Here is a 25,550-nt window from a genome sequence, read left to right on the forward strand (position 1 = left end):
GTCAGTCGTCTCCAGGGGTGGCGTCGTCAGTAACGGCGTCTTCAGCCGATTCCATTCGGTGCATCGGTTCCGGACTGTGACATTGGCGGACGAGGCGCTTGACGTTTTGCGGTGGGGATTCGGTCAGGATCGAAACGACCACGATCACGGCGAAGACGATCGGAACGCCGAGTAGCGCCGACGACGTCCCCGGCAACCACGTCGCGAGTGCCGGAACGACCGCCTCCTCGTAGCCCGTATACATCGGAATCGCGGTATCGTTCAGGATCGCGCCGAACGAGAGGAGGATGCCGGTGATCATGCCGGCGAGCGCACCTTCTCTGGACGTATTCTCCCACCAGAGTCCGAGGAAGAAAACCGGGAAGAAAACGCAGCCGGCGATGGCGAACGACATCGCCACGAGTTCCCCGATGAGTGCGGGTGGATTCAACCCGATCAACGTCACGAGCAAACCGATTCCGAGGATCGTCGCCCGTCCGACGATCATCTGTTCGCGCTGGGTCGCATCTTCCTTGTAGAGATTCGTGTAGATGTCGTGTGCGGCCGCCGACGAAGCGGTGATGAACAGCCCGGCAGTCGTCGCCAGCGCGGCTGCAACGCCACCGGCGGCGACGAGTCCGACGAGCCACGTTGGCAGGCCAGCGAGCTGGGTCGTCAACACGACGAGTGCATCGCTTTCGGCGGGTGCCATCCCCGCGAAACCGCCACCTTCGGTCACGACCTCGTCGTAGAGAATGCCACCGTAGGCCGCGTAGGTTGCCGTCCCCCAGTACAGCAGGCAGATGAAAAAGAGCCCCCAGACGGTCGACCATCGGGCCGTCCGTTCGTTTTCGACCGTGTAGAATCGAACGAGCACGTGTGGCAGACCACACGTTCCGACGATCAGGCTAAACGCGAGCGCGATCCACTGGTAGTAGCCGGCCGTCGCGAACGGCTCGACGAACTGGGCCTCGATTTCGGCTGCCACTGCGACTTCGGATCCGAACTCGAGATACGGAAAGACCGTCGCCCATCCCTGTGACCATCCGGTCGCGTACAGTCCGAGTGTGAACGCGATAATGAGGATGACGTACTGCAACGCCATGTTCTTCGTCGTGCCGAGCATCCCCGAGAGAGCGACGTAAGCGATGGTGACGCCCATTAACATAACGACGCCGGCCTCGTAGGATATTCCGAAGATGTACTGGGCCATCAGTCCCATCCCGCTTGCCTGCCCGATCGCGTACGTGAAGGCGATTGCGAGCGTCGTGAACGCGGCGATGCCACGCGCCCACTCCGAGTAGAACCGATCCCCCACGAAGTCGGGTGCGGTGTACTTACCGAACCGCCGAAACTGCGCGGCGAGGAAGATAAGCAGGATGAAGTAACCAGTCGTCCAGCCGACGACGTACGCCAGCCCGAAGTACCCCGACAGCGCGACGAGCGACGCCACGCCGAGATAGGACGCGGCACTCATCCAGTTTGCGCCGATCGCCATCCCGTTCTCGATGCTTCCGATCGAGCGGCCGGCGACCCACAGTTCGTCGACTGCGGCGACCCGAAAGAAGTAGCCGACGCCGAGAAACAGGATCAACATTGCGGCCACCGTCAGCGCGGGCACCAGTTTGAACTCGCCGACGTCGAGTGCTGTCTCCTGGAGGACGATCGGTTCGACGACCTCGAGCATCAGTCTTCACCTCCGTCGGTGGCGACGGAGTCACTCGAGTCGGGCGACTGTTCGTGAGAGATACCGTATCTGGTGTCGAGTCGGTCCCGCTGTATGGCGTAGGCGATCGACAGGAGCAATGCTCCGAGTGGGGTGAGAATCGCTGCAAAGAGAAAGTGCAGCGGAAAGCCGCCGAGTATCGTCGTTTCCGTCATGAACGTCGGCGCAATAAGTATCGCGGTCGTCGGTCCGAAGACGACGAGAACCCACGCGGCGAACGCCCCCCAGATCACTCGCAGGTGGTCGCGCATGAACGGTGTCGCCGGCTTGAATATGTTTATCTCCTCGTCGAGGTACGCTTCCGTCTTTACGCCACCGTCGGTGTCGACGGCATCGGCTGAGTCGTGTTTGTTATTATTTGACATTGTATCGATCTCAACTGTCTCTCGATCGGATAGAAAGAGAGAATCAGTCGCTAGTCGTCGCCGACCTGCGCGGCGATATCGTCGACGACGTCGGGGTTACGAAGCGTCGACGTGTTTCCGAGTTCGTTGCCGCTCGCGATGTCCTCGAGCAGGCGGCGCATGATCTTGCCCGAGCGCGTCTTCGGCAGTTCGGGCGTAAAGACCACTTCCTCGGGTTTCGCGATCGGGCCGATGGAGTCGAGGACGCCTTCGACGGCGCGCTCCTCGAGGTCGTCACCTCCCTCGTAGCCGTCTTCGGGGATGGCGTAGACGTAGACGGCTTCGCCTTTGACCTCGTGGTCGCCGCCGACGACCGCGGCTTCGGCGATACCCTCGACGCCGACGACGGCCGACTCGATCTCCATGGTGCCCAGCCGGTGGCCGGAGACGTTGATGACGTCGTCGACCCGGCCGAGAATGGTGATGTAACCGTCGTCGTCGATCTTTGCGCCGTCTTCGGGGAAGTACACCCACTCGTCAGTCTCTTCGTCGGAGTACTCCTCCCAGTACTCGTTGATGAACCGCTCGTCGTTGTTGTACAGCGTCCGGAGCATGCCCGGCCACGGTTTGTTCACCGTGACGTAGCCGGCCTGTCCGGCGTCGACTTCCTCGCCCTGGGCGTCGACGACCTGCGCGCCGATCCCTGGCAGCGGTGGTCCCGCAGTGCCGGGTTTCATGGTGTTGATCCCCGGCAACGTGGTGATCATCATGCCGCCGGTTTCGGTCTGCCACCAGGTGTCGACGATCGGACACTCCTCGTTGCCGATGTGTTTGTAGTACCACTTCCAGGCGCGGGGGTTGATCGGCTCACCGACCGTCCCCAGCAGTCGAAGCGAGGACAGGTCGTGTTGCTCGGGGTACTCCGTGCCCCACTTCATGAACGCGCGGATCGCCGTCGGCGCGGTGTAGAAGACGTCGACTTCTTCCCGCTCGATGATCTCCCACAGCCGGTCCTTGTCGGGATAATCAGGCGTGCCCTCGTACATGACGGTACTCGTCCCGAGCGCCAGCGGCCCGTAGACGATGTAGGAGTGGCCCGTGATCCAGCCGATGTCCGCCGCACACCAGTAGGTGTCTTCGGGTTTCAGGTCGAGCACCGAGTGCCCGGTCCAGGCGGCGTACGCGAGGTAGCCGCCGGTGGTGTGTTTGACCCCTTTCGGCTTGCCAGTCGTTCCCGACGTGTACATCAGGAACAGCATGTCCTCGGCGTCCCGTGAAACCGGCTCGACCGACGCACCCTCGTTTTCGGCGACCAGTTCGTCGTAGTCGTGCTGGTTCTCCGAAAGCGAGTGCTCGAGTTCGTCGCCGAGGCGGTCGACGACGACCACATCGGAGACCTCGTGGTCGACGCCCTCGAGCCCCTCGTTCGCTTTCGAAATGTGATCGAGGGCGTCCCCGCGTCGGTAGTAGCCGTCGCAGGTGACCAGGTACTCGCTGTCGGCCGAGTTCATCCGCGTCGCGAGCGCGTCGGCGGAGAAGCCGGCGAAGACGACGCTGTGTGGCGCGCCGATCCGGGCACAGGCCAGCATCGCGATCGGCAACTCCGGAACCATCGGCATGTAGAGGGTGACGACGTCGTCCTCCTCGACGCCGAGCTCTCGAAGCGTCGCGGCGAACGCTTCGACCTCCGCCAGCAGGTCGCCGTAGGTGTACGTTCGCGTCTCGCCCAGTTCGCCTTCCCACTTGATCGCGGTTCGATCCGACGCGCCGTCTTCTACGTGTCGATCGAGACAGTTGTACGAGGCGTTGAGTTCGCCGCCGGTGAACCACTCGTAAAACGGTGCGTCCGAGTCGTCGAGAACGGTGTCGTAGGACTCCTCCCACGAGAGGAGATCGGCCGCCCGCTCCCAGCAATCCGGCCAGTTCTCTGCGAACTCCTCGTAAATCCCCGGGTCGGTGACGTTCGCCTGCTCGACGAACGACTCGGGCGGATCGAACGCCTCCTGTTCTTCGAGTCGCGCCTCGAGGCTAGCTTCGTCCTGTGTCATAGTCCGTCCGAATGATAGACAACGATGATAGTAAAGCTGGCCTCTAGTTGTACAAAATCAGCGGGCTCGTAGCCGCGGGTTCCGCTACGTTGGAATCCGCTGAGGGCCTTCGGCGTCTTATCGTCGACCGTCGTGACGTCTAGTCGTCGCTCGAACCACCGTCCAGCAGATCGAGTGGATCCGCCGGCTCCACCCCCCGCTCGAGCAGGAGTTCGATGGACGCCTCGAACAGTTCCGGCTCGATCCCTCCGTCGTGGATCAGAACGATGTCGGGGGACGGATGGGCGAGCCTGTCAGACTGCGAGTCGATCTTCCCCCGGAGTTCGTCGCGCCCATCCACCGCCCAGTCTTTCGAATCCAGAGTCCAGTGCCAGTCGTAGTCGCCACCGTGGTGGTCGTCGTACCACTCGTAGCCGAAGCGATCGGCGTCCGGCGGGCGAAAGTCGTATCGCTCCAGCACCTGCTGGAAATCCTCGCGATTCTCGGTTCCTTTCTCCCCGAACGGAAATCGAAACAGCCGTTCGGGACGCGACACCGCCGCCGAGTCGTACACCTCCTCGAGCAGCGTCTCCGTTCGCTCGAGTTCCTCACGGAACGCCTCGACGGAGAGGCCAGACGCGTGTTCGTGAGAGTAGGTGTGATTTCCCAGGTGAAAACCGGCCTCGAGCGCGTGACGCGCACGCTCGGGGTACTCGGCCAGTCGCCTGCCCTCGCAGAAAAACACCGCGGGGACATCGTAGCGCTCCAGCGTGGCGACTTTCTCCGGCAGCGTCTCCGACGGGGCGTCGTCCACCGTGAAATACGCACGAGCCATCAAGCAGTCTACAGTTTCGTCGAAACTTACGTATTTCGAACGGGCGGCCACCCGTCGTCGTTTCACCGGTACCGGCTTCCAACGGTCCCTATCGGCGTCGGTCGTCCGCCGACGAATCGTCGAAGAACGTCCGCAGTAACTCGTGTTGGGCCTTTCGAAGGTGGTTGTGCAGCGTCGGTGAGGTAATTCCCATCACGTCGGCCACCTCCTCGGCCGTGCTCTCCCGGGGCCAGTCGTAGTACCCGCCGAAGTACGCCGCTCTGAGCGCCGACTCCTGTCGATCCGTGAGTCGGTCCTCGAGACCCTCCCTGAACTCCGGGGTCGTTCGAGCGGATCGATCCGTCTCACGCTTGCCGACCAGGTTCGACTCGGGGAAGACGGCCCGCAGGCCGTCGACGATCGTCCGGAGATCGGCGTTTGCTCCGCACTCGGCCGTGATCGTCGCCCGTCCGTCCTCGAAGGTCGCCTCGCGGACCGTCGCACCGTACTCGGTGAGCACCAGCGTCGGGGACGAGCCGTCGACGACGACCTCGAGGCGCGACCCTCGTTCGTCGGTTTCGATCACCCGACAGTCGTCGATCCCCGGTTCCGCCTCCGCGAGGTCGAAGACCGCCGCCGGTGACGCCCCCTCGAGTCGGATGTAGTAGAGCTGGCTCGACTCCGAGACCGGGACGAGCGAGTCGAGTTCGAACCGACACGACAGCGACCGGGAGGCGTCAACGAAGAACGATCCGGTGTCCCGACAGCTGATCTCGAGTTCCACCACCCGATCCGACGACAGCAGCGTCCGACGCCGCGCCGCGGCGATCGCCGCCCCGATCGCTCGAGCGGTCGTCTCGAGCCACCGTCTTTCTTCCCCGTCGAAGGCGTCCGCGCGGGCGGATCCGACCGACAGCGTTCCGTACACGGTCTCGCCGTGTTCGACGGGGACGGTCGCGACCGATCCGTCGAACGAGTCGCCGTCGATCGTAGCGGTGACGTCCCGAAGGACCGCCACCCCCGACTCGTCGCACGTGGTGGAGTCATCGCCGAGATCGTCGCTTCGGGGAGCGCTGTCTCCGAGAGCGTCGGTTCCGGGAGCGCTGAGCGACGTTTTCGGCGACTGCGCTCCGGTTCCGTCCGTTCCACGACGGTTCGAAACCAGCGCGTCGACGGCGTCGGGGGTGACGCCGCTCGTAGTCCGCCACTCCCGACGGCTGTCCGACAGCGTCGTCCGATCGATCCAGGCGAACGCGTACACCTCGCCGTCGACGAGCGCGGCACACGCGTTCGTCTCGATCGCTTCGTGGTCGGTCGACTCGAGCAGCGATCGGGAGACCGCCCGGTGACGACGGGAAACGGCGTCGCGTCGCGCCAGTTCGTCCCGCCGGGTTCGAACCGACTCGAGTGCCTCCTGGTGAGCCGAGACGTCTCGAACGAAGACGGCGTATCCGCGATGGCGACCCCGGTCGTCGCGCAGCGGAGAGATAACTTCCGTCGCGCGAAACCGGGAGCCGTCCTCGTGGACGCGCCAGCCGTCGACCTCGTGACCGGCCTCCTCGAGCGCCGTCGAAAGGGTCCGCTCGGGGACGCCGTCGGCGACGTCGTCGTCGGTGTAAAACGCCGACACGTGCGTGCCGACGATCTCGCCGGTCCGATAGCCAAACAGCGCCGCGGCGCTGCGGTTCCACCGGTCGACGTAGCCGTCCGCGTCGAGGCGGACGAGCGCGTACCGGTCGCTGGCGGCGAGCAGCAGGCGGACGACGCCGTCGTCCCGTACGGGGTCGATGTCCCCCGGGCTGGCGCGATTTCGATCGGTTCGCGAGGTGCCCTCGAGGGCGTCGAACGCGTCGACGATCTCCCCGTCCGTCGGCTCCGGGAGGAAGAACTCGAGGGCGTCGAAGCTCCCCCAGCCGCCGGCGGCCTTGACGGCGCGGGGATTGACGTCGTGGTCGACGAGCGCACGGCGTGCGAAGTACCGCCGCAGATCGGCGGTCGAGACGTCGGCGAGTGCGGGGTCGTCGTATCGCTCGCTCGAGCGGTCGCCGACGGCTGAGACGAGCATCTGCAGGCGACGTGGGGTCACCGCGAAGATCCGGTCGTCCGCCGAGAGGTCGTTGCTCCGCGCGTACCGGCGGAGTTCGCGTTCGACGTCGGTCGGGAGATAGGCCGTTCGGTCCCGACTCTCCGCCCGCTCGTCGTCCGCACCCGGAACGCGAATCAGATACCGCGGCGGATCGAGTCGAACCTGCTCGAGATCGTCGATCGACAGCCGGACGAGTTCAGCCGGACGAAGCCCGACTTCCCCGCAGAGCCGGACGACGAGGGCCTCGCGGTACGTCTCCGCGGCGTCGAGCAACGCCTCGTACCACCGACTCGAGATCGAATCCTCCTCGGCGTCCTCGAAACCCATGTTTCGCAAGTCCAAGGGAATCGAAATAACTGTACCGATTGCGACGGCTGTCGATCCGAACACTATTCAATTGACGGGATTTTCGCCGGTGGTGGGATCCGTACCCGTCCTGGGAGTCGTATCAGGTCTGGGGTCCGCATCTATTCTTGAACCCGTGTCGGCTCTGGGAATCGTATCGCCCCAGTGTCGTGCGGGTCGAACGTGCCGGACGAGGGGTGCCACTGATTTCGCTTCTCTTGAACCTTCGAAATCAGGTGTCGTCTTCACGGCCGGCCCGAATCTCGCCGACGATTTCGGGGTTGCGCAGTGCGCTCGTGTCCCCCACCGCCTCGTCGTTGGCGATGTCCTCGAGGAGACGGCGCATGATCTTCCCCGAGCGCGTCTTCGGGAGTTCGGGCGTGAACACGACCTCGTGGGGTTTCGCGATCGGACCGATGGCGGACTCGACGTTTTCCACGATCGCTCGTCGCAACCCGTCGCCGGGGTTCGATCGCCCTTCGGTGCTTACGTACGCGTAGATCTCGGTCCCGTTCGGCTTGCTCGCTCGGCCCACGACGGCGGATTCGGCGATGCCGTCGACGTCGGTGATCGCGCTTTCGATCTCCATCGTACTCAGTCGGCGACCGGAGACGTTGATCACGTCGTCGACCCGGCCGAGGACGGTGACGTAGCCGTCCTCGTCGACGGCCGCGGTGTCCCCGCTGAAGTAGCGCCACTCGCCGGCGTTGGGATCGGAAAAGCGCTCCCAGTACTCCGATCGGTATCGATCGTCGCCGTCGTACAGCGTTCGGATCATCCCCGGCCACGGTCGAGTGATCGTGAGGTAGCCGGTTTCGCCCGGATCGACCGGCGCTCCGTTTTCGTCGACGATCGCGACGTCGATCCCCGGGAGGGGAGGGCCCGCTGCGCCGGGTTTCATCTCGTCGATTCCCGGCAGCGTCGACACGATCACTGCCCCCGTCTCGGTCTGCCACCAGGTGTCGACGATCGGGCACTCGCCGCCACCGACGTGTTCGTGGTACCAGCGCCACGGCCGCGGACTGATCGGTTCGCCGACGCTCCCCAGCAGTCGCAGACTCGAGAGGTCGTGGCGGGCGGGATACTTTTCGCCCCACTTCATGAACGCGCGGATCGCCGTCGGTGCGGTGTAGAAGACGTCGACGGCGTTTCTGTCGACGATCTCCCAGAGTCGATCGCGATCCGGATAGTCCGGCGTGCCCTCGTACATCACGGTGGTCGTCCCGAGCGCCAGCGGGCCGTAGACGATGTAGGAGTGGCCCGTGATCCAGCCGATGTCCGCCGCACACCAGTAGGTGTCGTCGGGTTCGACGTCGAGGACGGCGCGGCTCGTCCAGGCGACGTGCGCGAGGTAGCCGCCGGTGGTGTGGACGACGCCTTTGGGCTCGCCCGTCGTCCCGGAGGTGTACATCAGAAACAGCATGTCTTCGGCGTCCCGGGAGACCGGTTCGACCGTCTCGCCGGCGAACTCCTCTCGGAGACCGTCGTAATCCCACTCGTTTTCACCGAGAACGTGGGGGAGTTCGTCGCCGAGACGGTCGACGACCACGGTCTCGACGTCCGCCTCGACCGACAGTTTCGCGTTGTCGGCCTTGCTCTTCTGGTTGAACGCGTCCCCGCGCCGGTAGTAGCCGTCGCAGGTGATCAGATACTCGCTGTCCGCGGCCGCCATCCGGGTCGAGAGCGCGTTCGCCGAGAGGCCCGCGAAGACGACGCTGTGTGGCGCGCCGATCCGGGCGCAGGCGAGCATCGCGATCGGTAACTCCGGAATCATCGGAAGGTAGATCGTAACGACGTCGTCCTCCTCGACGCCGAGATCGCACAGTGCGGCGGCGAACTCGTTGACCGCGACGTACAGATCCCGGTAGGTGTAGGTCTCGTACTCGCCGTGTTTTCCCTCCCAGCGGATCGCCGCGTGGGTCTTTCGACCGGCCTCGAGATGGCGGTCGAGACAGTTGTAGGCGGCGTTGAGTTCGCCGCCGGTGAACCACTCGTAAAACGGCGCGCTCGAGTCGTCGAGAACGGTGTCGTACGGCTCCTCCCACGAGAGAAGGTCGGCCGCCCGCTCCCAACAGTCCGGCCAGTTCTCTGTGAACTCCTCGTCGATTTCCGAATCGGTGACGTTCGCCTGTTCGACGAACCACTCCGGTGGACTGTGCGGCGATCCGGCGGGGACCGGACGACCCCGCCCCCACCCGTTCCGATCGTCCATACTCGTTCGAACTGAAGTGAGTCAGCGGAATAAACGTTCCTCCGATCGATTCCGGGCCGAACCGGCCTCTATAGTAGCCACTGGAAGTCAATGCACACCTGATCGCACGACGAGAGCGCGGTTCGGAGTGAGTGTAACGAACGAGAACCGCGATATGGCGAGCGGGGAACGAAGTGACCCGTGAGCTGTGCGATCAGTGTGTAAATAGTTCCAGTTGTTACTATAGCACCGTGGTCGGTTTCTCGTTGCACGGGCGACCGTGAACCACTGCCCGACGCGTTCGGTGTTGATACGCCTACAACCGAGATCGACGAGACTGTCGCCTCGAGGCTTCCCGAACCCGTTAGAACCGTTTCAGTAATACTTTCCTATAGTTATAAGTATATGGTGAGTGGGAACGCGCCACCGTATGAATGGATGATTGTACGAGGTTGCCATCGGGGTTCGAAGTCTTAGATATCGGAATCACTCTCCACGATCCGGAAACTGGCGACATTCTCGACGTAAACGGACGTCTAGAGCAGTTGTACGGGTATTCTGCTGAAACCCTTCGAACGATGACCGTTGAAGATTACACGGCCCCTTCGACCAGATTCTCTCAGGAGGAGGCCGTTCGCCGAATCCGGTCTGCTGCTACAGGAACCAACGAAGTCTTCGAGTGGCAGATCGAACGATCGAACGGGGAACTGCGGTGGGTACGCGTCAATCTGAATTCAGCGACGATCGCTGAAACCCCATGCGTGATCGCTGAGGTTACTGATATTTCGGAGTATAAGGTCCGTGAACAACGATTGCGCTTGCTGAGCAGGATCGTCCGTCACAATCTTCGAAACGACATGACCGCCATCGTGGGGTATGCAGAGCGCCTCAAAAATGCTGTTGAAGATGAAACACTCGAGGATTCAGTCGAAACCGTGTTAGAAATTGCACACGAAGTCGGTTCGCTAAGCGAGTCAGTTACCCAGCTCGAACAGATCGCTGAACCAGACGCGACGGAACGGGGTCCGACTAACCTCGGTGATATCGGACGCTCTCTCCTCCAGAAAGTCCGAACGGAGTATTCAACGGTTGATCTAACACTCGACGCATCAGCTGACGTCTGGATTATCGCGGATCAGGGTGCTCGCTACGCGATCGATCACGCGATCGAGAATGCCATCGAACACAACAACTCGGATACACCATCCGTCACCGTAGAGATAGCCGATCAGCCCGACGCAGACCGTGGGACGATACGGATTACCGACGATGGCCCTCCCATTCCGGAAGTAGAAACTAATATACTCGATTTTGACGTCGAAACGGATAGTACGTATCACGGCTCTGGAGTGGGTCTCTGGGTAATGAAATGGTGTGTGGACTCACTTGGGGGAGAACTCCAGTTCAAGGAGAATTCACCCCGCGGGAATGTCGTGGAGATGTCTTTTCCGAGAACCGAACCACCGTAACCCGCACGCGAGCTGGGTCGGATCGCTGAGACACGTGACAACACTCCGTCCGACGCGAGGACACGTCACACCACTCCGTCCGGCGCAGGGCTCTCGAGCGAACAGCGTTGCTCGCTCGAGACGACCGTCCGGGAACGCACCTGACGCTCATTCGAACTGGAGGAACTGCCGGTCGTCGCCGTGGTCGACGACCGCCGGGTAGGCGACGATGAAGTTCCCGCCGGTCGACCGGGAGATTCGATTCGGAAGCGCCTCTAGCTCCGGGTGCCAGCCGATCGTCTTCCGCCGTGCGCTCACCGCGATTACGAGGTCGGAGTCGGCGACCACCTCGTCGAGCACCTCGAACAGAACGCTCCAGTCGGCGGCACGCTCGAACGTCACGGGAACCGCTGGATCCGCCTGTTCGAACACCGCCTCGAGCTGTTCCGGGTCGTCTTCGACGACGATCGCCCGGACCGGCGCGCCGGTCTGTGCCCCGATCTGTTCGATCGCGTGTACGACGCCGTAGATTCCGTCGTTGCGAGCGATCCCCGGCGGAAACGCGACGACGATTTCACCCGTCGCGGCGAGCGACTCTCGAACGTGTGAGACCAAAACGAGCTTTCGACTGTGGACGAGCACGCGATCGATGACGTCTCCGAACGTCCGTTGTCGACGCGACGGTGCGCCGTCCCAACCGATTATCAGCGTCGTGATCCGGTTCTCGAGGGCGGCGTTGACGATCCCCGAGGCGACGTTGTGTCCGACCCTGGTTCGGCGCTCGACGGGGACCTCGGCACCCGCCCCGTATTCACCACGCTCAGCCAGCGACTCCTCGATATCGGCGATCGCCGCTTCGGTTTCGATCGATTCGACCCCGGACTCGGACCGCGCGACGGTCACGGTGTAAATCGGTTGTCCCTCGGCCGGATCGCGGACGAGCAGGGCGAGTTCGAGCAACCGATCGGAGTACCGAGAGTCCCGGGAGAAGGGAACCATGATTCGCTGTGGCGTCTCTCTCGCATCCGTTGTCGGCCGATCGACAACTCGAACGAGTTTCCGTCCGTATCGGTCGACGACCGTCGGGCTGAGAACGCTGACGACCAGGATCATCACGACGACGGCGTTGAGCATGGCCTCTCCGAAGAGGCCGACCTCGAACCCGATGAGGACGATCGCGAGTGCAGCCGCTGCCTGACCGACCGAAAGTCCGAACATCGTCATCACGTCCTCGTGGGAGTACTCGTACAACTTCGCCGTCGCCCACGCAGCGAGGTACTTCGTCGTCACCACGAGAACGAGAAACGCCGCCGCGATCGTGGCCGTCTCGAGGCCGGTCGCGACGACGCGGACGTCGACGAGCATGCCGACCGAAAGCAAAAAGAAGGGGATGAACAGCGCGTTCCCGACGAACTCGATCCGGTTCATCAGCGGACCGCGTTCCGGGATCAGTCTGTTGAGCGCGAGGCCGGCGAGAAAGGCACCGATGATCGGCTCGACGCCGGCGAGTTCCGCGAGATACGCCGAGACGAACAGGATCGTCATCACGAACAGGAACTCGAAGTAACTCTCCTGGTGGACCGTCCTGAAGAACCACCGGCCGACGTACGGGACGAGCACCCAGACGCCGACGAAAAAGAGCGACAAGCCGACGGAGAGTTCGAGCCAGAACAGCGGCCCCAGTTCGCCGACTTCGGCGGCGACGACGACCGCGAGGACGAGCAACGCGAGCGTATCCGTCACGATCGTCCCGCCGATCGTCACCGTGACGCTCTCGGCTTTGGCGATTCCCAGCCGGTTAACGATCGGGTACGCGAGCAAGGTGTGAGAGGCGAAGATTGCGGCGAACAGCGCGGCAGCCCCGAGGGACAGTCCGAGAACCCAGTAGCCGACGACGGTCCCGACCGCCTGCGGGACGACGAACGAGAGGAGGCCGAAGACGACGCTTCGTTCCCGGTACTCGATGAACTGCCGGAGGTCGATCTCGAGACCGGCGACGAACATCAGGTAGACGATGCCGACTTCGCCGAGCAGAACGATCGTCTCGCCGCGCTCGAGTATCTCGAGGCCGTTCGGTCCGATCGCCGTTCCGACGAGAATAATGCCGACGATCCCCGGCAGCCGGTACCGCTGGAGCAACAACGGTGCCGACAGGAAGACGAACGTCGCGATTCCGAAGATGAGGATCGGATCGTCGACCGGGAGTGACAGACCGGGAACCGTCATGAGCGATCGCTAAGACGGGAGTTCGAGCGGGGCGGAGCGACGACGGGAGAGCGCACCGTCGTCGGACGGTGACGGAATCGGTCGGGTTCGGAGCGCACGGACAGTCTCGATACCTTCGATGCCCACGTCCAGGCACATACCGGCTGGGATCGGTCTCGATGAGAGACACGAGATCGGAAGAGTCCCGACACTCGAGAGTGTCATCGACTGCTCGGGAGACAGGAGGGGGCCAGATGCGGTAAGACCTCGCGTAGTCACTCCCTCGAACGCGTTTCAGGGCGCTCGAGGCGCAAGGGGTTTTCGCTCACTCAGTAGGCCACCTCGTTCGAAAATCGGATTACTCCAGCGCCGCCGACCGACCGCACGGGCGTACTATTCCGTCATCGAGTCGACGTCGGAGACGTCCGCCGGGTCGGCCGGAGAACCGGGCTGGCGAACCACGTACACGTCGTATCGCTGGTCTTTCGCGACGGGACTGCCGACGCTCGACTGCGGTGCGATCACCGATCCCGCGTTCTCCGAACCGATGAAGACGACGCTGGCCTCGATCTCGGCGGCGACCCGGCGGATCTCTCGGACGACCTCCGTCGTCGGGGTCGCCGTCGGCTCCTCGGCGCTGACCCGCTCGGTCCGGAACGTCGCTGCCGGCGTGACTTCCCGGGCCCGGGCTTTCAGTCCCTCCGCTGTGGTTTCCCGGTCGAACGGCTCCCCCCGAGTGATCCAGCCGCGGTCACGCGCGTACTCCGCGTCGTCGGGGATGACCGTCAGAACCACGACCTCCTCCTCGAGGAGGTCACCAAACTCCGACGCCCGCTCGAGGGCGTTCGTCGCGAGCGGCGAGGCATCGAACGGAACGAGTAACGTCATTGCTCCAATAGACATGACAGTGCGAGGTAAAGCTTCGGCTCGAGCGTCGCGCTCGGTGGCGGCGCTACCGCGGCGCTTCGTCCCCGACGACCAGCACCGGCCTGTTCGCGAGCCGAACGATCGCGTCGACGGTGCTCCCGAGCAGCGCACCCGTAAACGACGACCGGCCACGAGAGCCGACGACGACGGCACTCGCGTCGCGTTCCTCCGCTGCAGCCAGGATCTCTTCGTGAGGGACGCCCGTTCGGATCGTCGTCTCGACCGGCACGTCGACCGCTTCGGCCCTCGTCTCGAGATCCGAGAGCGCGCGCTCGGCCTGTTCTCGCTGTCGCCGTCTCGTCTCCTCGGGATCGACGATGGCGTTGTCGTAGTCGGTCCGGCTCTCGAGGACGGCGACGCCGGAAAGCGGAACGTCGAACTGTCCGGCGAGTTCGACGGCGTGGTCGACCGCGTCGGTCGCGGCGTCGCTGCCGTCGGTCGCGACGAGAATCGAATCGTACATACCACGGCAAACGGGCGGCGAGAAGAAAGGTGTCACGTCCGACGCGCGGACGAGAAGCGGGAGTGGTGGCGATCGGTGCCAGCGATCGAAAACCTCAAATCACTTTTATCGAGCGGTGCAAACGGCCGATCATGTCGGAGGAAGTCCCGGTAAACAGAACCGATCTCGCCGTCCTGATCGTCGTCTCGGTGGTCGGCGGTATCGCGCTCGCATCGTGGCTGATGACCCCGCAACTCTCGCCCCAGTTCGCGAACGCGATCATGGTCGCTACGGTGTTGCTCGCGTTCTTCCTGTTTATACCCGTCATGGGAATACGGCTGTTCGTCGACGACTGGCGCGAAAAACGGTGAGCGACGTGGCCTCGGTACGCTCGCGTTAGCCGTCAGTCGGTTCCGAGAACGTCACCCGGATGACGACACGACGTCTCGGTGGTTCACCGACCCTCCGACCAGTTCGACGACGTCGCCGCGATCACTCGAGGGGTTCCACCAGTTCGACGACGTAGCCGTCGGGGCCCTCGATGAACGAAACCCGGCTACCGGCTGCATCCACGGTCACCGGCCCGTCGACGACCGCACAGCCGGTTTCGTCGACCATTCGTTCGGTCTCGGCGTCGACGTCGTCGACGGTCACGGCGAGGTGATCGATGGTCGTCCCGTCCGGCTCCGGATCGGGGCGGTCGGGATCGTACCGAAGCTGGATCTCGCCGTGTTCCCCGCCGACGAAAACGTTCTCGGTGTCGCCCGCGGTGAACGACCACTTCTCCTCGAGGCCGAGCGCGTCGACGAAGAACGCGCGTGCGTCCTCGAGATCCGATACGCAGATTGCGGTGTGGACGACGTCCATGCGTCCCGGTTCGCGTCGAGCCTCTTATACTGTAGTCGTCGCGGACGAGCGAACGATCAGCGCGCGTTCCGATCGGGCATCGTCGAGTGTCGTCTGACGGCTTTCATGTCCGCACGGTCGGACGGGGACGGCGCGACCGTCGAGTAGTGTCCGCCCCCATCACCGTCGCTCCCCCGGTCCCCGCCCGTCCCGAGGTCCGGCTCGAGATCCGGCTCGAGAAGCCCGTCGTCGTCCTCGACCGTTTTACTGTCTGCATCCTCGTCCTCGGCCGTTTCACCGTCTGCGGCCGGGTCGTCGTCTTCTGCGTCCGCGTCCGGGTCGTCGACGCCGGAACGCATCCCCTCGAGCCGATCCCGAAGTTCCATCACGTCGTCGCTGACCTCCTCGAACGAGTCGGCCATCGCCGATCGAAGTCGCTCCTCGAGGTCGGCGTCACTATCGACGTCAGCCACACTATCACCGTCCCCCTCGGATTCGTCGTCCGGTTCCTGCTCGGCACCTACCTCGGTCTCCTCGCCCGATTCCGCTTCGTCGACCATCTCCTGGCCGGAAGCCGACTCGTGCTCGTCGGCCACCGCCCGAACCGCACCTACCGCTCCCTCGAGTTCCTCCTCGTCGGATCGGTCGGCGACCCTCGCCAGACGAACCAGCCGACGGAGCGTCTCGACGTCCTCGGGTTCGCCGTGTGCTATCGCCGCCGGGATGGAGTCCGGTTCCGTCCCGTCCGGCAGGGTACCGAGACCGACGGCCTCGAGTATCGCCGTCGGTTCTTCGGACTCGAGAATCTCGTCGGCTTCGTCTGCCGCCTCGAAGAACGCTTCTTCGGGTTCGTCCGCCGAATCGTCGGCTTCGCCTCGAGTTTTCGCTCCCGACACGAGCGCACCGCCCGCTGTGTCGACCCGTTCTAACACGCCGTCGATGCGGTCTGATACTGACTCTGACATAGTTCGAAACACTCCCGGATTTTCCGTCGAACTCGCCGACGGCCAGACCACCACACTCGCCGACGGCCAGACGGTCTGGTGCCCGCTTCTGTGTGCGCGACCGTCAGACGATCTCGCCGCTAAATCGGTACACCAATCACTCTCAGTCGGCCCCGGCATCGGCGTTCGATCCGCCGTTAGCCTCTGACTCCGTGTCCGCATCTGGTTCGCCTTCGGACTCCGCGTCTGCATCCGATTCCTCGTCGGCCGCCGACGCAGATTCCGAATCGGTCTCCGCGGCAACCGTGTCGACGATCTCGTCGGTCATCTCCTCGCGGCTCAGGTTCGCCTTCACGTCGACGTCCTTCGCGATCGACTGGAGGTCCTCGTAGGACAACACGGCGAGGAAGTCCTCGAGCGTCTCGCGTCTGAGTTCCTCGAGGTCCGCCGCGGAGGGGGCGGATTCGTCCTCGTCGGCCGCCTCCGCGTAGGCCGTCTCTGAATCCTCCTCCGTTTCATCGGATTCTCGTTCGTCCTCGTCCGGTTCGGCTTCCTCTTCTTCCACCTCCTCTTCTTCCACCTCCTCTTTTTCCTCCGTCTCCTCGAGGAGTCCCTCGACTCGACTATCGTCGGCGACAGCCTCTCCGACCGACTCGAGCGAGTCGCGGGCGCTGCTGTCTTCGACCGTCTCCGTGACGGCGTCACGGATCGCCGTCGTGACGTCCGATCGGACGTCGCCGAGGTCGCGTTCCTCGTCCTCGAGGCCGCGGGCAATCGTTTCGTGGAGTTCTCGTCCGACAGACGCGCCGAGTTCCCGACCGATCCGTTCTCCCAGCGATCGGCCGACGGCCGCGCCGACCTCGCCGCCGTCGACCTCGTCCTCGAGCGATCCGTTGCCGATCAGATCGGTGACCTCGACCTGCTCGCTCACCTCCTCGGCGACGAGCTGTTTCAGCCCCGATTTCTCACTCATCGCGATCACCTTCGCTCTCGAGACCGGCGATGCTGGATGCGTTCACGGATCTATTCCCCCTCGGCTTCGCCCTCGCCGCCTTCACTCTCGGCTTCCTGCTCGCCTTCCGATTCCGCCTCGGATTCGCTTTCCTCACCGGAATCTTCCGATGTGTCGGCTTCGCTCTCGTCCGCTTCGGACTCGTCCGTATCGTTGTCATCAGCCTCTTCAGCCCCTGATTCGTCTTCTTCGGCTTCCTCTTCGTCCTCTTCGACTTCTTCGGCTTCCTCTTCGGCCTCTTCGTCTTCTTCGGCTTCTTCAGCCTCTTCTTCTTCGGGTTCGGTCCCGAGTAGCTCGTCCATCACGAGTTCGCCGATCGTCCGACCCAGCTGTTCGCCGACCATCCGTCCCACTGCTGCGCCGATCAGACCCCCAAGAGTCTGGCCGAGGGGTTCGTCTTCGTCGATTTCGTCTTCCCACTGGGTTCCTTCGACGAGTTCGTTTACGTCGACGTTCTCGGTGATTCGTTCGTAGTCGATACGTTCCGTCAGTGAGCCGGACTCGGAGTCGCCTCCCGAATCGGCTTCGGCTGTTGATTCCTGACTCATGATCCTGCCTCCGCTTGCTCCGCGTCCGCGTCTTGCTGTTCGCCCTGTTCCTTACCATCCGGCTCGAGTTGCTGGACGAGTTCGCGAACGACCTCGCGGACGAGCGTCGCGATGATCTCCTCGATCGGGAGGCTGGGGACGAGCGAAGCCAGTCCCTCTTTGAGCCGACCCGCCGCGGAGGAGAACAGCCCGCGAATCCACCCGAGAGCCGACGAGAGAACGCCGCCTTCCGACTCCTCGTCCTCTGCATCCGTTTGCTCGCCCTCCTCGCCTTCTCCGCGGCCGAACAGTCCCGCGACGAACTCCCTGGGCTTGTTCGCGATCCCCTTGAACCAGCCGGTGATCCGGCTCCACGCGCTTTTGAGCCACGATTTCGGTTTCCCGAGAAGCGACGTTACCTTGTTCAGTACGGCACTCGGGCCGTCCAACAGGCCGGAAACTGCCGACAGCAGATTCCCGAGCAGATTGTTCTCTCCGGGCCGCGCCGAGACGTCGAGGGTGACCGGATTGAGGTTGACCTCGAGCCCGAGCAGGTCGAGAAACAGCCCGTCGAGGTCGAGGTGCAACACGCCGGACGTATCATCGCCCTCGTAGACGTCGTCTGCGTCCTCGACGTGATACTCGTCCTCCTCGTCTTCTTCCGACTCTTCTTCGGATGCCTCTTCCTCTGACTCTTCTTCCTCCGACTCTTCTTCGGATGCCTCCTCCTCTGACTCTTCTTCCTCCGACTCTTCTTCGGATGCCTCCTCCTCTGACTCTTCTTCCTCCGACTCTTCTTCGGACGCGCCTTCGTCCGATTCCGCGCCCTCTTGCTCGCTTTCGTCGGCTTCCGTCTCGCTCTCGGAACCGTCGTCCGCGTCGGCTTCCGTTTCGTTGTCTTCGCTCGATTCGTCTTCGTTAGCCTCTTCGCTCGATTCGTCTTCGTCGGCCATCGTCTGGCCGCCGTCGGTGACCAACCGCCACGAGTCGTCGCTCTCGCATCCACTCGAGCGGCGGCGGTTCGACGGGGGCCTGGTCTCGAGGACGGCCGAACGGTCATCGCGGTCGGTACGTTCGGATCCCGCTGTCATTATCCGGGAATAGCCACTACCGACAGCGTTGTGGTAATTGGCCTTGCGTATGCGACTCTCGACGTCCGGAGCAGCGTTCGTCGTCGACGTTCAGACGACTGCGGTCGATCGCGACCGGTCGACCCGTTCGGCGGGGGCTCAGGATATCAGAACAACGGCCCGTATCGGGTTTGAAACGCCACTCATACGGTTTACTGGAAGTCATTACCGGAGCGACCGGGAGCCGTCCCGCGGTCTCTGGTACACAGGTACAACAATCCGTATCAGTACCCTCCCAAGCGTTGACTGATGAGCGAAATCGGACCACACCGCGTGATTTCGCTCATCAGTGCAGGCTTGGGACGCCACTCAGTCGAACGACGCGAACGACGACTGGAGCGACCGACTCGTCTCGCCCCGCTCGAGTTCGTACCCCACCAGGTCGCGCATGTCGACGGCGTACGTGGTTCCGCCGTTCTCGAGGATCAACAGCCTGCCTTTCACGCCGACGACCGTTCCCGTCGCGATCGTCTCGCGGACCGGTCGGCTCTCGAGGTCGAAGCCGTAGTCGAACGCGAATCGCTGGCGGACGTCGAACTCCGCGAGGGCACGTTCCCACGCGTCGGCGTCGACGTCGCCTTCGAGCGAGTCGACTTTCGCGTCGGTTCGAACGCGGTCGACGAATCGAGTGGCGATTTCGGCCTCGAGTTCGCGGGCGATTCGACCGTTCGAGACGGTGTGGACGTGCGCCGCCCGGTCGGCACCTTGCTCTCGAAGACGGGTCTCGAGTCGGCGGCGTTTCGTGACGCCGACTTTGAACGTCTCCGGCGCGAACGCGGCGAGGTAGACGGCGTGTTCGTCGTAACAGTCCATCTCGTCTTTCAGGCACGTTCCGGTACACCGGGCACAGACCCACGTGCTGGTGTGGTACTCGCAGTAGGGTGCCGACGGGCGGTCGCAGTCGACGTGGTCGTCGCCGTCGAGGACGCCGGCACAGCGGCGCGAATCGAGCGAATAGGAGAGTGAATCGCCGGGCTCGAGCGACCTGCGGTCGATCGTCCCGTCGTCGTCCGCGATCACCAGCGCCGAGCCGCGCCCGCTCGGTTCGTAGCCGACCAGTTGCACGGATTCGGGTTGGTGTCGGCGGCCAATATACTGTTCGTCTCGGGGGCTCCTCGAGGAAGGCCAACCCATATGTGCGTCGACATCGAAATCGAAATTATGGTACTCGAGGGCGCACTCGACGCGACGGTATCGGTGGACGGGCGCGGCGGACAGACGGTCGCGTTTGCGTTCACCGTCAGGAACGCGGGATCCGAACCGATCGAGTTACAGTTCTCCGATACCGCGAAAGCGGAGTTCGTCGTTCAGGAGGAGGGCCGCGAAGTTTGGCGGTTTACTGACGGGCGCGCGTTCGCCCAGGTGATCGGATCGGAACGACTCGCACCCGACGAGACGGCGACCTACGACGAGGAGTGGACCGATCCGGAACCGGGGTCGTACACCGTCGTCGCCGAACTCAGAGCCCAGACGGAACACTGCGAGGCGCGGACCGATCTGACGGTTCCGTCCTGATCGTGTGGCAGTTGTGTCCCGTCGGGGTCGTTACGCCCGTTCCGACGGGCACCCGGTGGCGGCGACGAGAACCGCCAGCGAAGTTCCTATACCGTCCCCCTCCTAACGTCGATCCATGCAAGCGCTGGTCATCGCGGCACACGGATCGCACCTGAATCCGGACGCGTCCGATCCGACGTACGCCCACGCGGACACCGTCCGTGAGACGGGGGCGTTCGACGAGGTTCGCGAGGCGTTCTGGAAAGAAGAGCCCCACTTCCGCGAGGTGATCCGAACCCTCGAGTCCGAGGAGGTGTTCGTCGTCCCGCTGTTTATCAGCGAGGGGTATTTCACCGAGCAGGTGATCCCGCGGGAACTGCGCCTCGAGGCGTGGGATCCCGAGAAGTGGGACTCCGACGGAACGAGCGCCACGGAGGTAACGCTCGAGGTCGGCGACGCGGACAAGACCGTCCACTACTGTGGTCCCGTGGGAACCCACGACGCGATGACGGATGTGATCGTCGGCCGCGCCGAACGGGTGACGGGAGAGTCAGACGTCGGGGAGGGGTTCGGCCTCGCCGTCGTCGGCCACGGCACCGAGCGAAACGAGAACTCGGCGAAAGCGATCGAGTATCACACCGAGCGGATTCGCGACCGGGACAGATTCGACGAGGTGAAGGCACTGTTCATGGACGAACAGCCGGAAGTCGACGACGTCACCGACTACTTCGAGAGCGACGACGTCGTCGTCGTTCCGCTTTTCGTCGCCGACGGCTACCACACCCAGGAGGACATTCCCGAGGACATGGGCCTGACCGAGGACTTTCGGCTCGGGTGGGACGTGCCGACCGAGGTCGACGGCCACCGGATCTGGTACGCGGGAGCCGTCGGGACGGAGGAGTTGATGGCCGACGTCGTCCTCGAGCGCGCCGCGGACGCCGGAGCGGAGCTCGGAAACGCCGCCGAGGTCGTTCGGGACGGAGCCGCCGTCGAGATGACCACTCGCGCCGACCGGGAACCGACGACGAGCGAACCGGGTGATTGACCGTGGTCGACGTTGCGAACGTCGTGGCGGCCGCCGACGACGAGGGCGTTCTCGAGTTCGACGGGTTACGTCTCGAGTCGCCAGAAAACGGTGAGAACAAGGGATACGTCCTCGAGACGCCGTCGTCCGAGCCGGCGACGCTCGAGCCGGACGCGCTTCGGGACACCCTCGAATCGGTCTACCGGTTCGTGACGAACTGGCACTACTGGCAAGAGCGCGTCGGCGGCGAGGGCACCGCCCGCCGGGCGTTTCTCCGGTGGTGTGAACGGGCACCGGTCGCCGGCCGCGAGCACGCCCCCGGATCCGATGCGTCGGAACCGCTCTCAGTCCCCGACCGAGACGATGCGCTGCGCGACGGAATCGACCGGGAGTGGGGGCAACTGTGTATCACCGCTCGCTACCTCGACGTGGATCGACCCGACGGCGAACGGGTCTACGACCTCTGGCACGTCGACGACGCCGGCACCGACGTGAGCGACCTCGAGGTGTACGACGATCCCCGTGACGCACGCGAGATCGCGACGACTGACGACGACGGTCGCTACCGGCCGTTGAAGACGGCACCGACGCTCCCGTCGGGGTGGGCCTTCACGGGCCTCTCCGGGGACGAACTCGTCGACGCAGTCGACTTCTTCTACCCGGCGACGGTCGCGAACTGGCACCGCGAGCGGCTGGGCGACCTCGACGTCGACCACTGGCTCGAGACCGCACGGCGACAGACCGGGATCTACGACGTGATCGACGAACTCCCACGCGATGCGGTCGAGTGGATGGCGGAGGCCTGCTGTGTCGACTCGCAGTGTCTGCGTCGGCGCGAGTGGCAGTATGCAGACGACGACGAACTGGCCGTCGACGGAGGAGAGGGGGCGTTCCCCTGCCGAGAGCCGTGTTCGCTCGTCGTCGCCGCAGCCCGGAAGTGGGCGATCCTCGAGTCGGAGTCGGAACGGACGTACGAACTCGAGTTGACGACCAGCGAGTTCAACCAGCTCGCGGAGCTGATCGACGCAGTTGCGGAGGGCCGAACCGACGAGATCCGCGAGGCCGACGTCAACGACGGGGCGAACCGGTACCGCGCCCGGTATCTCCGGGCGAAACGGTTCGACGGCGACGAACTCGAGGCTCGAGCGCGTTCGGAAGACGATCGGTAAACCGTATGATGCGGATTACTGTAACTGTGTACCGGCGCACCCGCCGTCCGGGTCGCGGGTTCGCCGGTACTGATTTACAGTAAACCGTATGAATCGGTGCAGTTGGTACTCTCGCTTGTCCGACGGTCTCACGCGAGAAGCAACCACAGCGCGACGACGACGCCGGCGACGACGATCGCGAACCCGAGAAGGGCGACGAACCCGCCAACGGTCGCCGCCGTCAGGGTCGCGATTCCGAGCGCGACGATCCCGAGGACGAGAACGCCGGCCGTCGACGTTCCGAAGCCGATCGCCGACGCCGCCCGTTCGGTAAGCGACGGCTCGGGTGCGGAACGCGTCGGCTGTGCGAGCGATTCGTCGATGTCGACCTCGGGCGGGGGCGGGACGATGGTCACGTCGATCGAGAGCGACTCCGACCCGTAGCCCGTCACGACCTCGAGTTCGCCGTCGACGGGTGCCTCGAGGTGATCCGCCTCGACGTCGATCGAAACGACCGTGACGCCGTCCGGTTCGAGATAGTAGTTCGGGTTGCCGATCGAGACGGCGCGATCGAGATCACCGCCGAGACGCAGGTGGACGTGTGCGGGGCGATCGTGTCCGCGGAAGACGACCGAGATCTTCCGATGCGTCTCGAGCGATCCGGTATCCGTCTCGAGCGTGTTCGCGTTTCCACGGTTGACGTGGACGGTGATCTCGGTCTCTCGCACGGTCGATCTGGCCGGTCAGGCCGGCGTCTCCTCGCGCATGTCCGGCGGTAGCAGGTTGGGAATGCCGTCTTCGATCGGATATCGCTCCCCACACTCAGAGCAGACGAGTACGCCCGAGACGACCTCTTCGCCGTCGTCCGCGTACTCTGCGTCCTCGAGTTCCAGTTCGTGTTTGTCGAGCGGGCAGCGGAGGATCTCCAGCAACGACTCCTTCATGGTACGTAGGCTGACCGCATGAAGCAAAAGGTTTCGGAAACGCAACGGCGGCCTCGAGTCGGCGGAGCCGCCGTCTCTTCCGGTTCGTACTATTCGTAGGGGTTCTCGACGACGACCGTCTCCTCGCGACCGGGCCCGACGCCGACCGCGTAGATCGGCGCGTCCAGTTCAGCCGAGACGTACTCGAGGTACTCGCGTGCGTTCGACGGGATCGCATCGTAGCCGTCCTCGGCGACCGCCTCCCAGTCGACGTCCGGCCAGCCGTCGAACGAGCGGAAGACGGCCTCACAGCGGCCCCACTTTTCGGTCGTCGCCGGCATCGTGAGTCGCTTCTCGCCGTCGAACTCGTAGGCGTGGCCGACGGTCACCTCCTCGAGTCCTGCCAGCACGTCGATGTGGTTGATCGCGAGGCCGGTAAAACCGTTCGCGCGAGCGGCGTGACGGAGCATCGGCATGTCGAGCCAGCCGACGCGGCGCGGTCGGCCGGTGACGGTTCCGTACTCGCCGCCCTCGTCGCGGATGTACGTCGCCAGTTCCTCCTCGTCGTCGTCACCGCCGTCGGAATCGTATCCGGGCGTCTGTCCCTCGACGCCGCCGAGTTCGGTCGGAAGCGGTCCGGTTCCGACCCGCGAGAGGTAGGCTTTGACGATGCCGATCACTTCGCCTTGGCCGACGACGGTCGGACCGAGACCGGTGCCGACGCTCGCGCCGCCGGCGGTCGGGTTCGACGACGTGACGTAGGGGTAGATGCCGTGATCGATGTCGATCGACGTTCCCTGTGCGCCCTCGAGCATCACGTTGTCGCCGTCGTCGATACGCTCTTGCAGGAATGTTCCGCAGTCGACGACCATCCCCTCCTCGGCGAGGCGCTCGCCGTACTCGCGGTAGGTTGTATAGAGCTGTTCGACGTCGAACTCCTCGCCGGTCTGTTTCCCGAAGACGTCCTCGGCGAGCGCGCGTTTCTGGGGGACGACGTACTCGAGTCGCTCGCGGAGGACGTCCGGATCGAGCAGGTCGCCGACTCTGACGCCGCGTCGACCGGCCTTGTCCTCGTAGGTGGGTCCGATCCCCCGGCCGGTCGTTCCCGCGGCGAGTTCCTCTTTCTCGTCCTCCTCGATCCCGTCGAGCGCGCGGTGGTACGGAAAGATGACGTGTGCACGTTCGCCGACGCGGACGTCCGGATCGAGGCCGCGCTCTCGAAGCGTATCGATCTCGTCGAACAGCGTCTCCGGGTTGACGACGCAGCCGTTTCCGAGCACGCCGACTTTCCCGCGGACGGCTCCCGACGGAACGAGCGACAGTTTGTACTTTTTACCGTCGTAGACGACGGTATGGCCTGCGTTGTCCCCGCCCTGATACCGGGCGACGACATCGGCGGCGTCGCCGTAGAGGTCGACGACGCCACCCTTGCCTTCGTCGCCGAGTTGCGACCCGACGATTGTGACGGTCATAACAGCGAGCGGTTCTTGCCGGGCCGATAAACAGATTACGGTCTCGACGGCGAAACGAGTTCGCTCGCGGATCACCGGGAACGGAAGCGTTAACTACTGGCAAGAACGAGCACCGAGTTGAACGTGGTCGTTTCAGTCCGCGAGAGTAACTTTTAAAAGGCCCAAAGACAAGTTAACAAATGCCATGATAGACCGACTAGAGAAGGAAGTCGATATGCTGGAACGACATCTCCAGGTCCTGAAGATGGTCATCGAGAACGAACCGATCGGTATCGTCAAGATGTCGAACGAGACTGGCTACCCACACCACAAGGTCCGCTACTCGCTTCGCGTCCTCGAGGAAGAAAACCTGATCGAGCCCTCGAGTCAGGGTGCGATCAAAACCGAACGGACCGCCGAATTCGTCGACGAACTCGACGGCAAACTCGACGACATCGTCGACAAGCTCGACGCGATGAAGATCGAAGACGTAGCCGAGATCGAAAGCTAGTCTCTC

General features: G+C 63.8%; 24 protein-coding genes. 6 read left to right on the forward strand and 18 right to left on the reverse strand.

The window, feature by feature from the left end; translation table 11 throughout:
• Position 1: 1 nt before the first annotated feature.
• The 6 genes from EA473_RS15745 to acs (EA473_RS15770) all read right to left on the reverse strand — a co-directional run bounded on the left by EA473_RS15745 (position 2) and on the right by acs (EA473_RS15770) (position 9,533).
• Positions 2-1,666, reverse strand: coding sequence for a sodium:solute symporter family transporter (locus EA473_RS15745; protein WP_124196612.1), 1,665 nt, complete (start codon positions 1,664-1,666; stop codon positions 2-4).
• Complete coding sequence (locus EA473_RS15750; RefSeq protein ID WP_124196613.1) at positions 1,666-2,070, reverse strand: DUF4212 domain-containing protein; 405 nt, start codon at positions 2,068-2,070, stop codon at positions 1,666-1,668. Before EA473_RS15750 ends, EA473_RS15745 begins: the two co-directional genes overlap by 1 nt.
• A 50-nt stretch (positions 2,071-2,120) precedes the next feature.
• Positions 2,121-4,097: an acetate--CoA ligase gene (gene acs, locus EA473_RS15755; protein WP_124196614.1), complete on the reverse strand. Its 1,977-nt coding sequence runs from the start codon at positions 4,095-4,097 to the stop codon at positions 2,121-2,123.
• Between the two features lie 139 nt (positions 4,098-4,236).
• Complete coding sequence (locus EA473_RS15760) at positions 4,237-4,911, reverse strand: polysaccharide deacetylase family protein (protein WP_124196615.1); 675 nt, start codon at positions 4,909-4,911, stop codon at positions 4,237-4,239.
• A gap of 88 nt (positions 4,912-4,999) precedes the next feature.
• Positions 5,000-7,303 carry a bacterio-opsin activator domain-containing protein gene (locus EA473_RS15765; RefSeq protein WP_124196616.1) on the reverse strand — a complete coding sequence of 768 codons (2,304 nt, stop codon included), beginning with the start codon at positions 7,301-7,303 and terminating at the stop codon, positions 5,000-5,002.
• 250 nt (positions 7,304-7,553) lie between these two features.
• The gene (gene acs, locus EA473_RS15770; protein WP_124196617.1) at positions 7,554-9,533 is read right to left on the reverse strand and encodes an acetate--CoA ligase; all 1,980 of its coding nucleotides are present in this window, start codon (positions 9,531-9,533) and stop codon (positions 7,554-7,556) included.
• Between the two features lie 413 nt (positions 9,534-9,946).
• Between acs (EA473_RS15770) and EA473_RS15775 the strand changes: the two genes are divergently transcribed.
• Positions 9,947-10,981 carry an ATP-binding protein gene (locus tag EA473_RS15775; RefSeq protein ID WP_124196618.1) on the forward strand — a complete coding sequence of 345 codons (1,035 nt, stop codon included), beginning with the start codon at positions 9,947-9,949 and terminating at the stop codon, positions 10,979-10,981.
• A gap of 147 nt (positions 10,982-11,128) precedes the next feature.
• Here EA473_RS15775 and EA473_RS15780 read toward each other — a convergent pair whose 3' ends face one another.
• From EA473_RS15780 to EA473_RS15790, 3 genes are all read right to left on the reverse strand, one after another.
• On the reverse strand, positions 11,129-13,186 hold the full coding sequence (locus EA473_RS15780) for a cation:proton antiporter (protein ID WP_124196619.1): 2,058 nt from the start codon (positions 13,184-13,186) through the stop codon (positions 11,129-11,131).
• A gap of 372 nt (positions 13,187-13,558) precedes the next feature.
• Complete coding sequence (locus EA473_RS15785) at positions 13,559-14,053, reverse strand: universal stress protein (RefSeq protein WP_124196620.1); 495 nt, start codon at positions 14,051-14,053, stop codon at positions 13,559-13,561.
• A 64-nt stretch (positions 14,054-14,117) separates the two neighbouring features.
• Positions 14,118-14,555, reverse strand: a complete 438-nt coding sequence (locus EA473_RS15790; protein WP_124196621.1) for a universal stress protein — start codon at positions 14,553-14,555, stop codon at positions 14,118-14,120.
• A gap of 131 nt (positions 14,556-14,686) precedes the next feature.
• Between EA473_RS15790 and EA473_RS15795 the strand changes: the two genes are divergently transcribed.
• Positions 14,687-14,905, forward strand: a complete 219-nt coding sequence (locus EA473_RS15795; protein WP_124196622.1) for a hypothetical protein — start codon at positions 14,687-14,689, stop codon at positions 14,903-14,905.
• Between the two features lie 121 nt (positions 14,906-15,026).
• On the opposite strand, the gene EA473_RS15800 is transcribed toward EA473_RS15795, so the two are convergent.
• The 6 genes from EA473_RS15800 to EA473_RS15825 all read right to left on the reverse strand — a co-directional run bounded on the left by EA473_RS15800 (position 15,027) and on the right by EA473_RS15825 (position 20,058).
• Positions 15,027-15,401 (reverse strand): VOC family protein, encoded by a 375-nt coding sequence (locus tag EA473_RS15800; protein WP_124196623.1) that lies wholly within the window; start codon positions 15,399-15,401, stop codon positions 15,027-15,029.
• A gap of 56 nt (positions 15,402-15,457) precedes the next feature.
• Positions 15,458-16,345, reverse strand: a complete 888-nt coding sequence (locus EA473_RS15805; RefSeq protein WP_124196624.1) for a hypothetical protein — start codon at positions 16,343-16,345, stop codon at positions 15,458-15,460.
• A 142-nt stretch (positions 16,346-16,487) separates the two neighbouring features.
• A complete protein-coding gene (locus EA473_RS15810) occupies positions 16,488-17,297 on the reverse strand; it encodes a hypothetical protein (protein WP_124196625.1) in 810 nt (269 codons plus the stop codon).
• Between the two features lie 50 nt (positions 17,298-17,347).
• Complete coding sequence (locus tag EA473_RS15815) at positions 17,348-17,884, reverse strand: hypothetical protein (protein ID WP_124196626.1); 537 nt, start codon at positions 17,882-17,884, stop codon at positions 17,348-17,350.
• The gene (locus tag EA473_RS15820; RefSeq protein WP_165875303.1) at positions 17,881-18,954 is read right to left on the reverse strand and encodes a hypothetical protein; all 1,074 of its coding nucleotides are present in this window, start codon (positions 18,952-18,954) and stop codon (positions 17,881-17,883) included. The genes EA473_RS15815 and EA473_RS15820 overlap by 4 nt, the downstream gene beginning before the upstream one ends.
• Positions 18,955-19,302: 348 nt before the next feature.
• On the reverse strand, positions 19,303-20,058 hold the full coding sequence (locus EA473_RS15825) for a DUF2797 domain-containing protein (protein ID WP_124196627.1): 756 nt from the start codon (positions 20,056-20,058) through the stop codon (positions 19,303-19,305).
• Between the two features lie 96 nt (positions 20,059-20,154).
• Here EA473_RS15825 and EA473_RS15830 point away from each other — a divergent pair, with 96 nt between their 5' ends.
• The 3 genes from EA473_RS15830 (at position 20,155) to EA473_RS15840 (ending at position 22,680) form a co-directional block, all read left to right on the forward strand.
• Positions 20,155-20,508: a BsuPI-related putative proteinase inhibitor gene (locus EA473_RS15830; RefSeq protein ID WP_124196653.1), complete on the forward strand. Its 354-nt coding sequence runs from the start codon at positions 20,155-20,157 to the stop codon at positions 20,506-20,508.
• 115 nt (positions 20,509-20,623) lie between these two features.
• Positions 20,624-21,532, forward strand: a complete 909-nt coding sequence (locus tag EA473_RS15835) for a CbiX/SirB N-terminal domain-containing protein (protein ID WP_124196628.1) — start codon at positions 20,624-20,626, stop codon at positions 21,530-21,532.
• Positions 21,529-22,680 (forward strand): DR2241 family protein, encoded by a 1,152-nt coding sequence (locus EA473_RS15840; RefSeq protein ID WP_124196629.1) that lies wholly within the window; start codon positions 21,529-21,531, stop codon positions 22,678-22,680. Before EA473_RS15835 ends, EA473_RS15840 begins: the two co-directional genes overlap by 4 nt.
• Positions 22,681-22,808: 128 nt before the next feature.
• Here EA473_RS15840 and EA473_RS15845 read toward each other — a convergent pair whose 3' ends face one another.
• The 3 genes from EA473_RS15845 to EA473_RS15855 form a co-directional block, all read right to left on the reverse strand.
• Complete coding sequence (locus tag EA473_RS15845) at positions 22,809-23,387, reverse strand: DUF7524 family protein (protein WP_124196630.1); 579 nt, start codon at positions 23,385-23,387, stop codon at positions 22,809-22,811.
• A gap of 15 nt (positions 23,388-23,402) precedes the next feature.
• Entirely contained in the window at positions 23,403-23,603 is a 201-nt protein-coding gene (locus EA473_RS15850; RefSeq protein ID WP_124196631.1) for a methytransferase partner Trm112, read from the reverse strand.
• Between the two features lie 89 nt (positions 23,604-23,692).
• Complete coding sequence (locus tag EA473_RS15855; RefSeq protein WP_124196632.1) at positions 23,693-25,054, reverse strand: adenylosuccinate synthase; 1,362 nt, start codon at positions 25,052-25,054, stop codon at positions 23,693-23,695.
• Between the two features lie 184 nt (positions 25,055-25,238).
• Here EA473_RS15855 and EA473_RS15860 point away from each other — a divergent pair, with 184 nt between their 5' ends.
• The gene (locus tag EA473_RS15860; RefSeq protein ID WP_124196633.1) at positions 25,239-25,544 is read left to right on the forward strand and encodes a hypothetical protein; all 306 of its coding nucleotides are present in this window, start codon (positions 25,239-25,241) and stop codon (positions 25,542-25,544) included.
• The last annotated feature ends 6 nt before the right edge of the window (positions 25,545-25,550 follow it).

The organism is Natrarchaeobius chitinivorans (assembly GCF_003841505.1).
GTDB classification, from domain to species: Archaea; Halobacteriota; Halobacteria; order Halobacteriales; family Natrialbaceae; genus Natrarchaeobius; species Natrarchaeobius chitinivorans.

Excerpts from the sequence above, each read along its gene's own strand:
- EA473_RS15830 (WP_124196653.1), top strand. The coding sequence starts at position 20,155 with ATGGTACTCGAGGGCGCACTCGACGCGACGGTATCGGTGGACGGGCGC.
- EA473_RS15855 (WP_124196632.1), bottom strand. The coding sequence starts at position 25,054 with ATGACCGTCACAATCGTCGGGTCGCAACTCGGCGACGAAGGCAAGGGT.
- acs (WP_124196617.1), bottom strand. The coding sequence starts at position 9,533 with ATGGACGATCGGAACGGGTGGGGGCGGGGTCGTCCGGTCCCCGCCGGA.
- EA473_RS15745 (WP_124196612.1), bottom strand. The coding sequence starts at position 1,666 with ATGCTCGAGGTCGTCGAACCGATCGTCCTCCAGGAGACAGCACTCGAC.
- EA473_RS15835 (WP_124196628.1), top strand. The coding sequence starts at position 20,624 with ATGCAAGCGCTGGTCATCGCGGCACACGGATCGCACCTGAATCCGGAC.
- EA473_RS15820 (WP_165875303.1), bottom strand. The coding sequence starts at position 18,954 with ATGACAGCGGGATCCGAACGTACCGACCGCGATGACCGTTCGGCCGTC.
- EA473_RS15810 (WP_124196625.1), bottom strand. The coding sequence starts at position 17,297 with ATGAGTGAGAAATCGGGGCTGAAACAGCTCGTCGCCGAGGAGGTGAGC.
- EA473_RS15795 (WP_124196622.1), top strand. The coding sequence starts at position 14,687 with ATGTCGGAGGAAGTCCCGGTAAACAGAACCGATCTCGCCGTCCTGATC.
- EA473_RS15775 (WP_124196618.1), top strand. The coding sequence starts at position 9,947 with ATGGATGATTGTACGAGGTTGCCATCGGGGTTCGAAGTCTTAGATATC.
- acs (WP_124196614.1), bottom strand. The coding sequence starts at position 4,097 with ATGACACAGGACGAAGCTAGCCTCGAGGCGCGACTCGAAGAACAGGAG.
- EA473_RS15805 (WP_124196624.1), bottom strand. The coding sequence starts at position 16,345 with ATGTCAGAGTCAGTATCAGACCGCATCGACGGCGTGTTAGAACGGGTC.
- EA473_RS15760 (WP_124196615.1), bottom strand. The coding sequence starts at position 4,911 with ATGGCTCGTGCGTATTTCACGGTGGACGACGCCCCGTCGGAGACGCTG.
- EA473_RS15800 (WP_124196623.1), bottom strand. The coding sequence starts at position 15,401 with ATGGACGTCGTCCACACCGCAATCTGCGTATCGGATCTCGAGGACGCA.
- EA473_RS15815 (WP_124196626.1), bottom strand. The coding sequence starts at position 17,884 with ATGAGTCAGGAATCAACAGCCGAAGCCGATTCGGGAGGCGACTCCGAG.
- EA473_RS15750 (WP_124196613.1), bottom strand. The coding sequence starts at position 2,070 with ATGTCAAATAATAACAAACACGACTCAGCCGATGCCGTCGACACCGAC.
- EA473_RS15765 (WP_124196616.1), bottom strand. The coding sequence starts at position 7,303 with ATGGGTTTCGAGGACGCCGAGGAGGATTCGATCTCGAGTCGGTGGTAC.
- EA473_RS15790 (WP_124196621.1), bottom strand. The coding sequence starts at position 14,555 with ATGTACGATTCGATTCTCGTCGCGACCGACGGCAGCGACGCCGCGACC.
- EA473_RS15785 (WP_124196620.1), bottom strand. The coding sequence starts at position 14,053 with ATGACGTTACTCGTTCCGTTCGATGCCTCGCCGCTCGCGACGAACGCC.
- EA473_RS15860 (WP_124196633.1), top strand. The coding sequence starts at position 25,239 with ATGATAGACCGACTAGAGAAGGAAGTCGATATGCTGGAACGACATCTC.
- EA473_RS15780 (WP_124196619.1), bottom strand. The coding sequence starts at position 13,186 with ATGACGGTTCCCGGTCTGTCACTCCCGGTCGACGATCCGATCCTCATC.
- EA473_RS15850 (WP_124196631.1), bottom strand. The coding sequence starts at position 23,603 with ATGAAGGAGTCGTTGCTGGAGATCCTCCGCTGCCCGCTCGACAAACAC.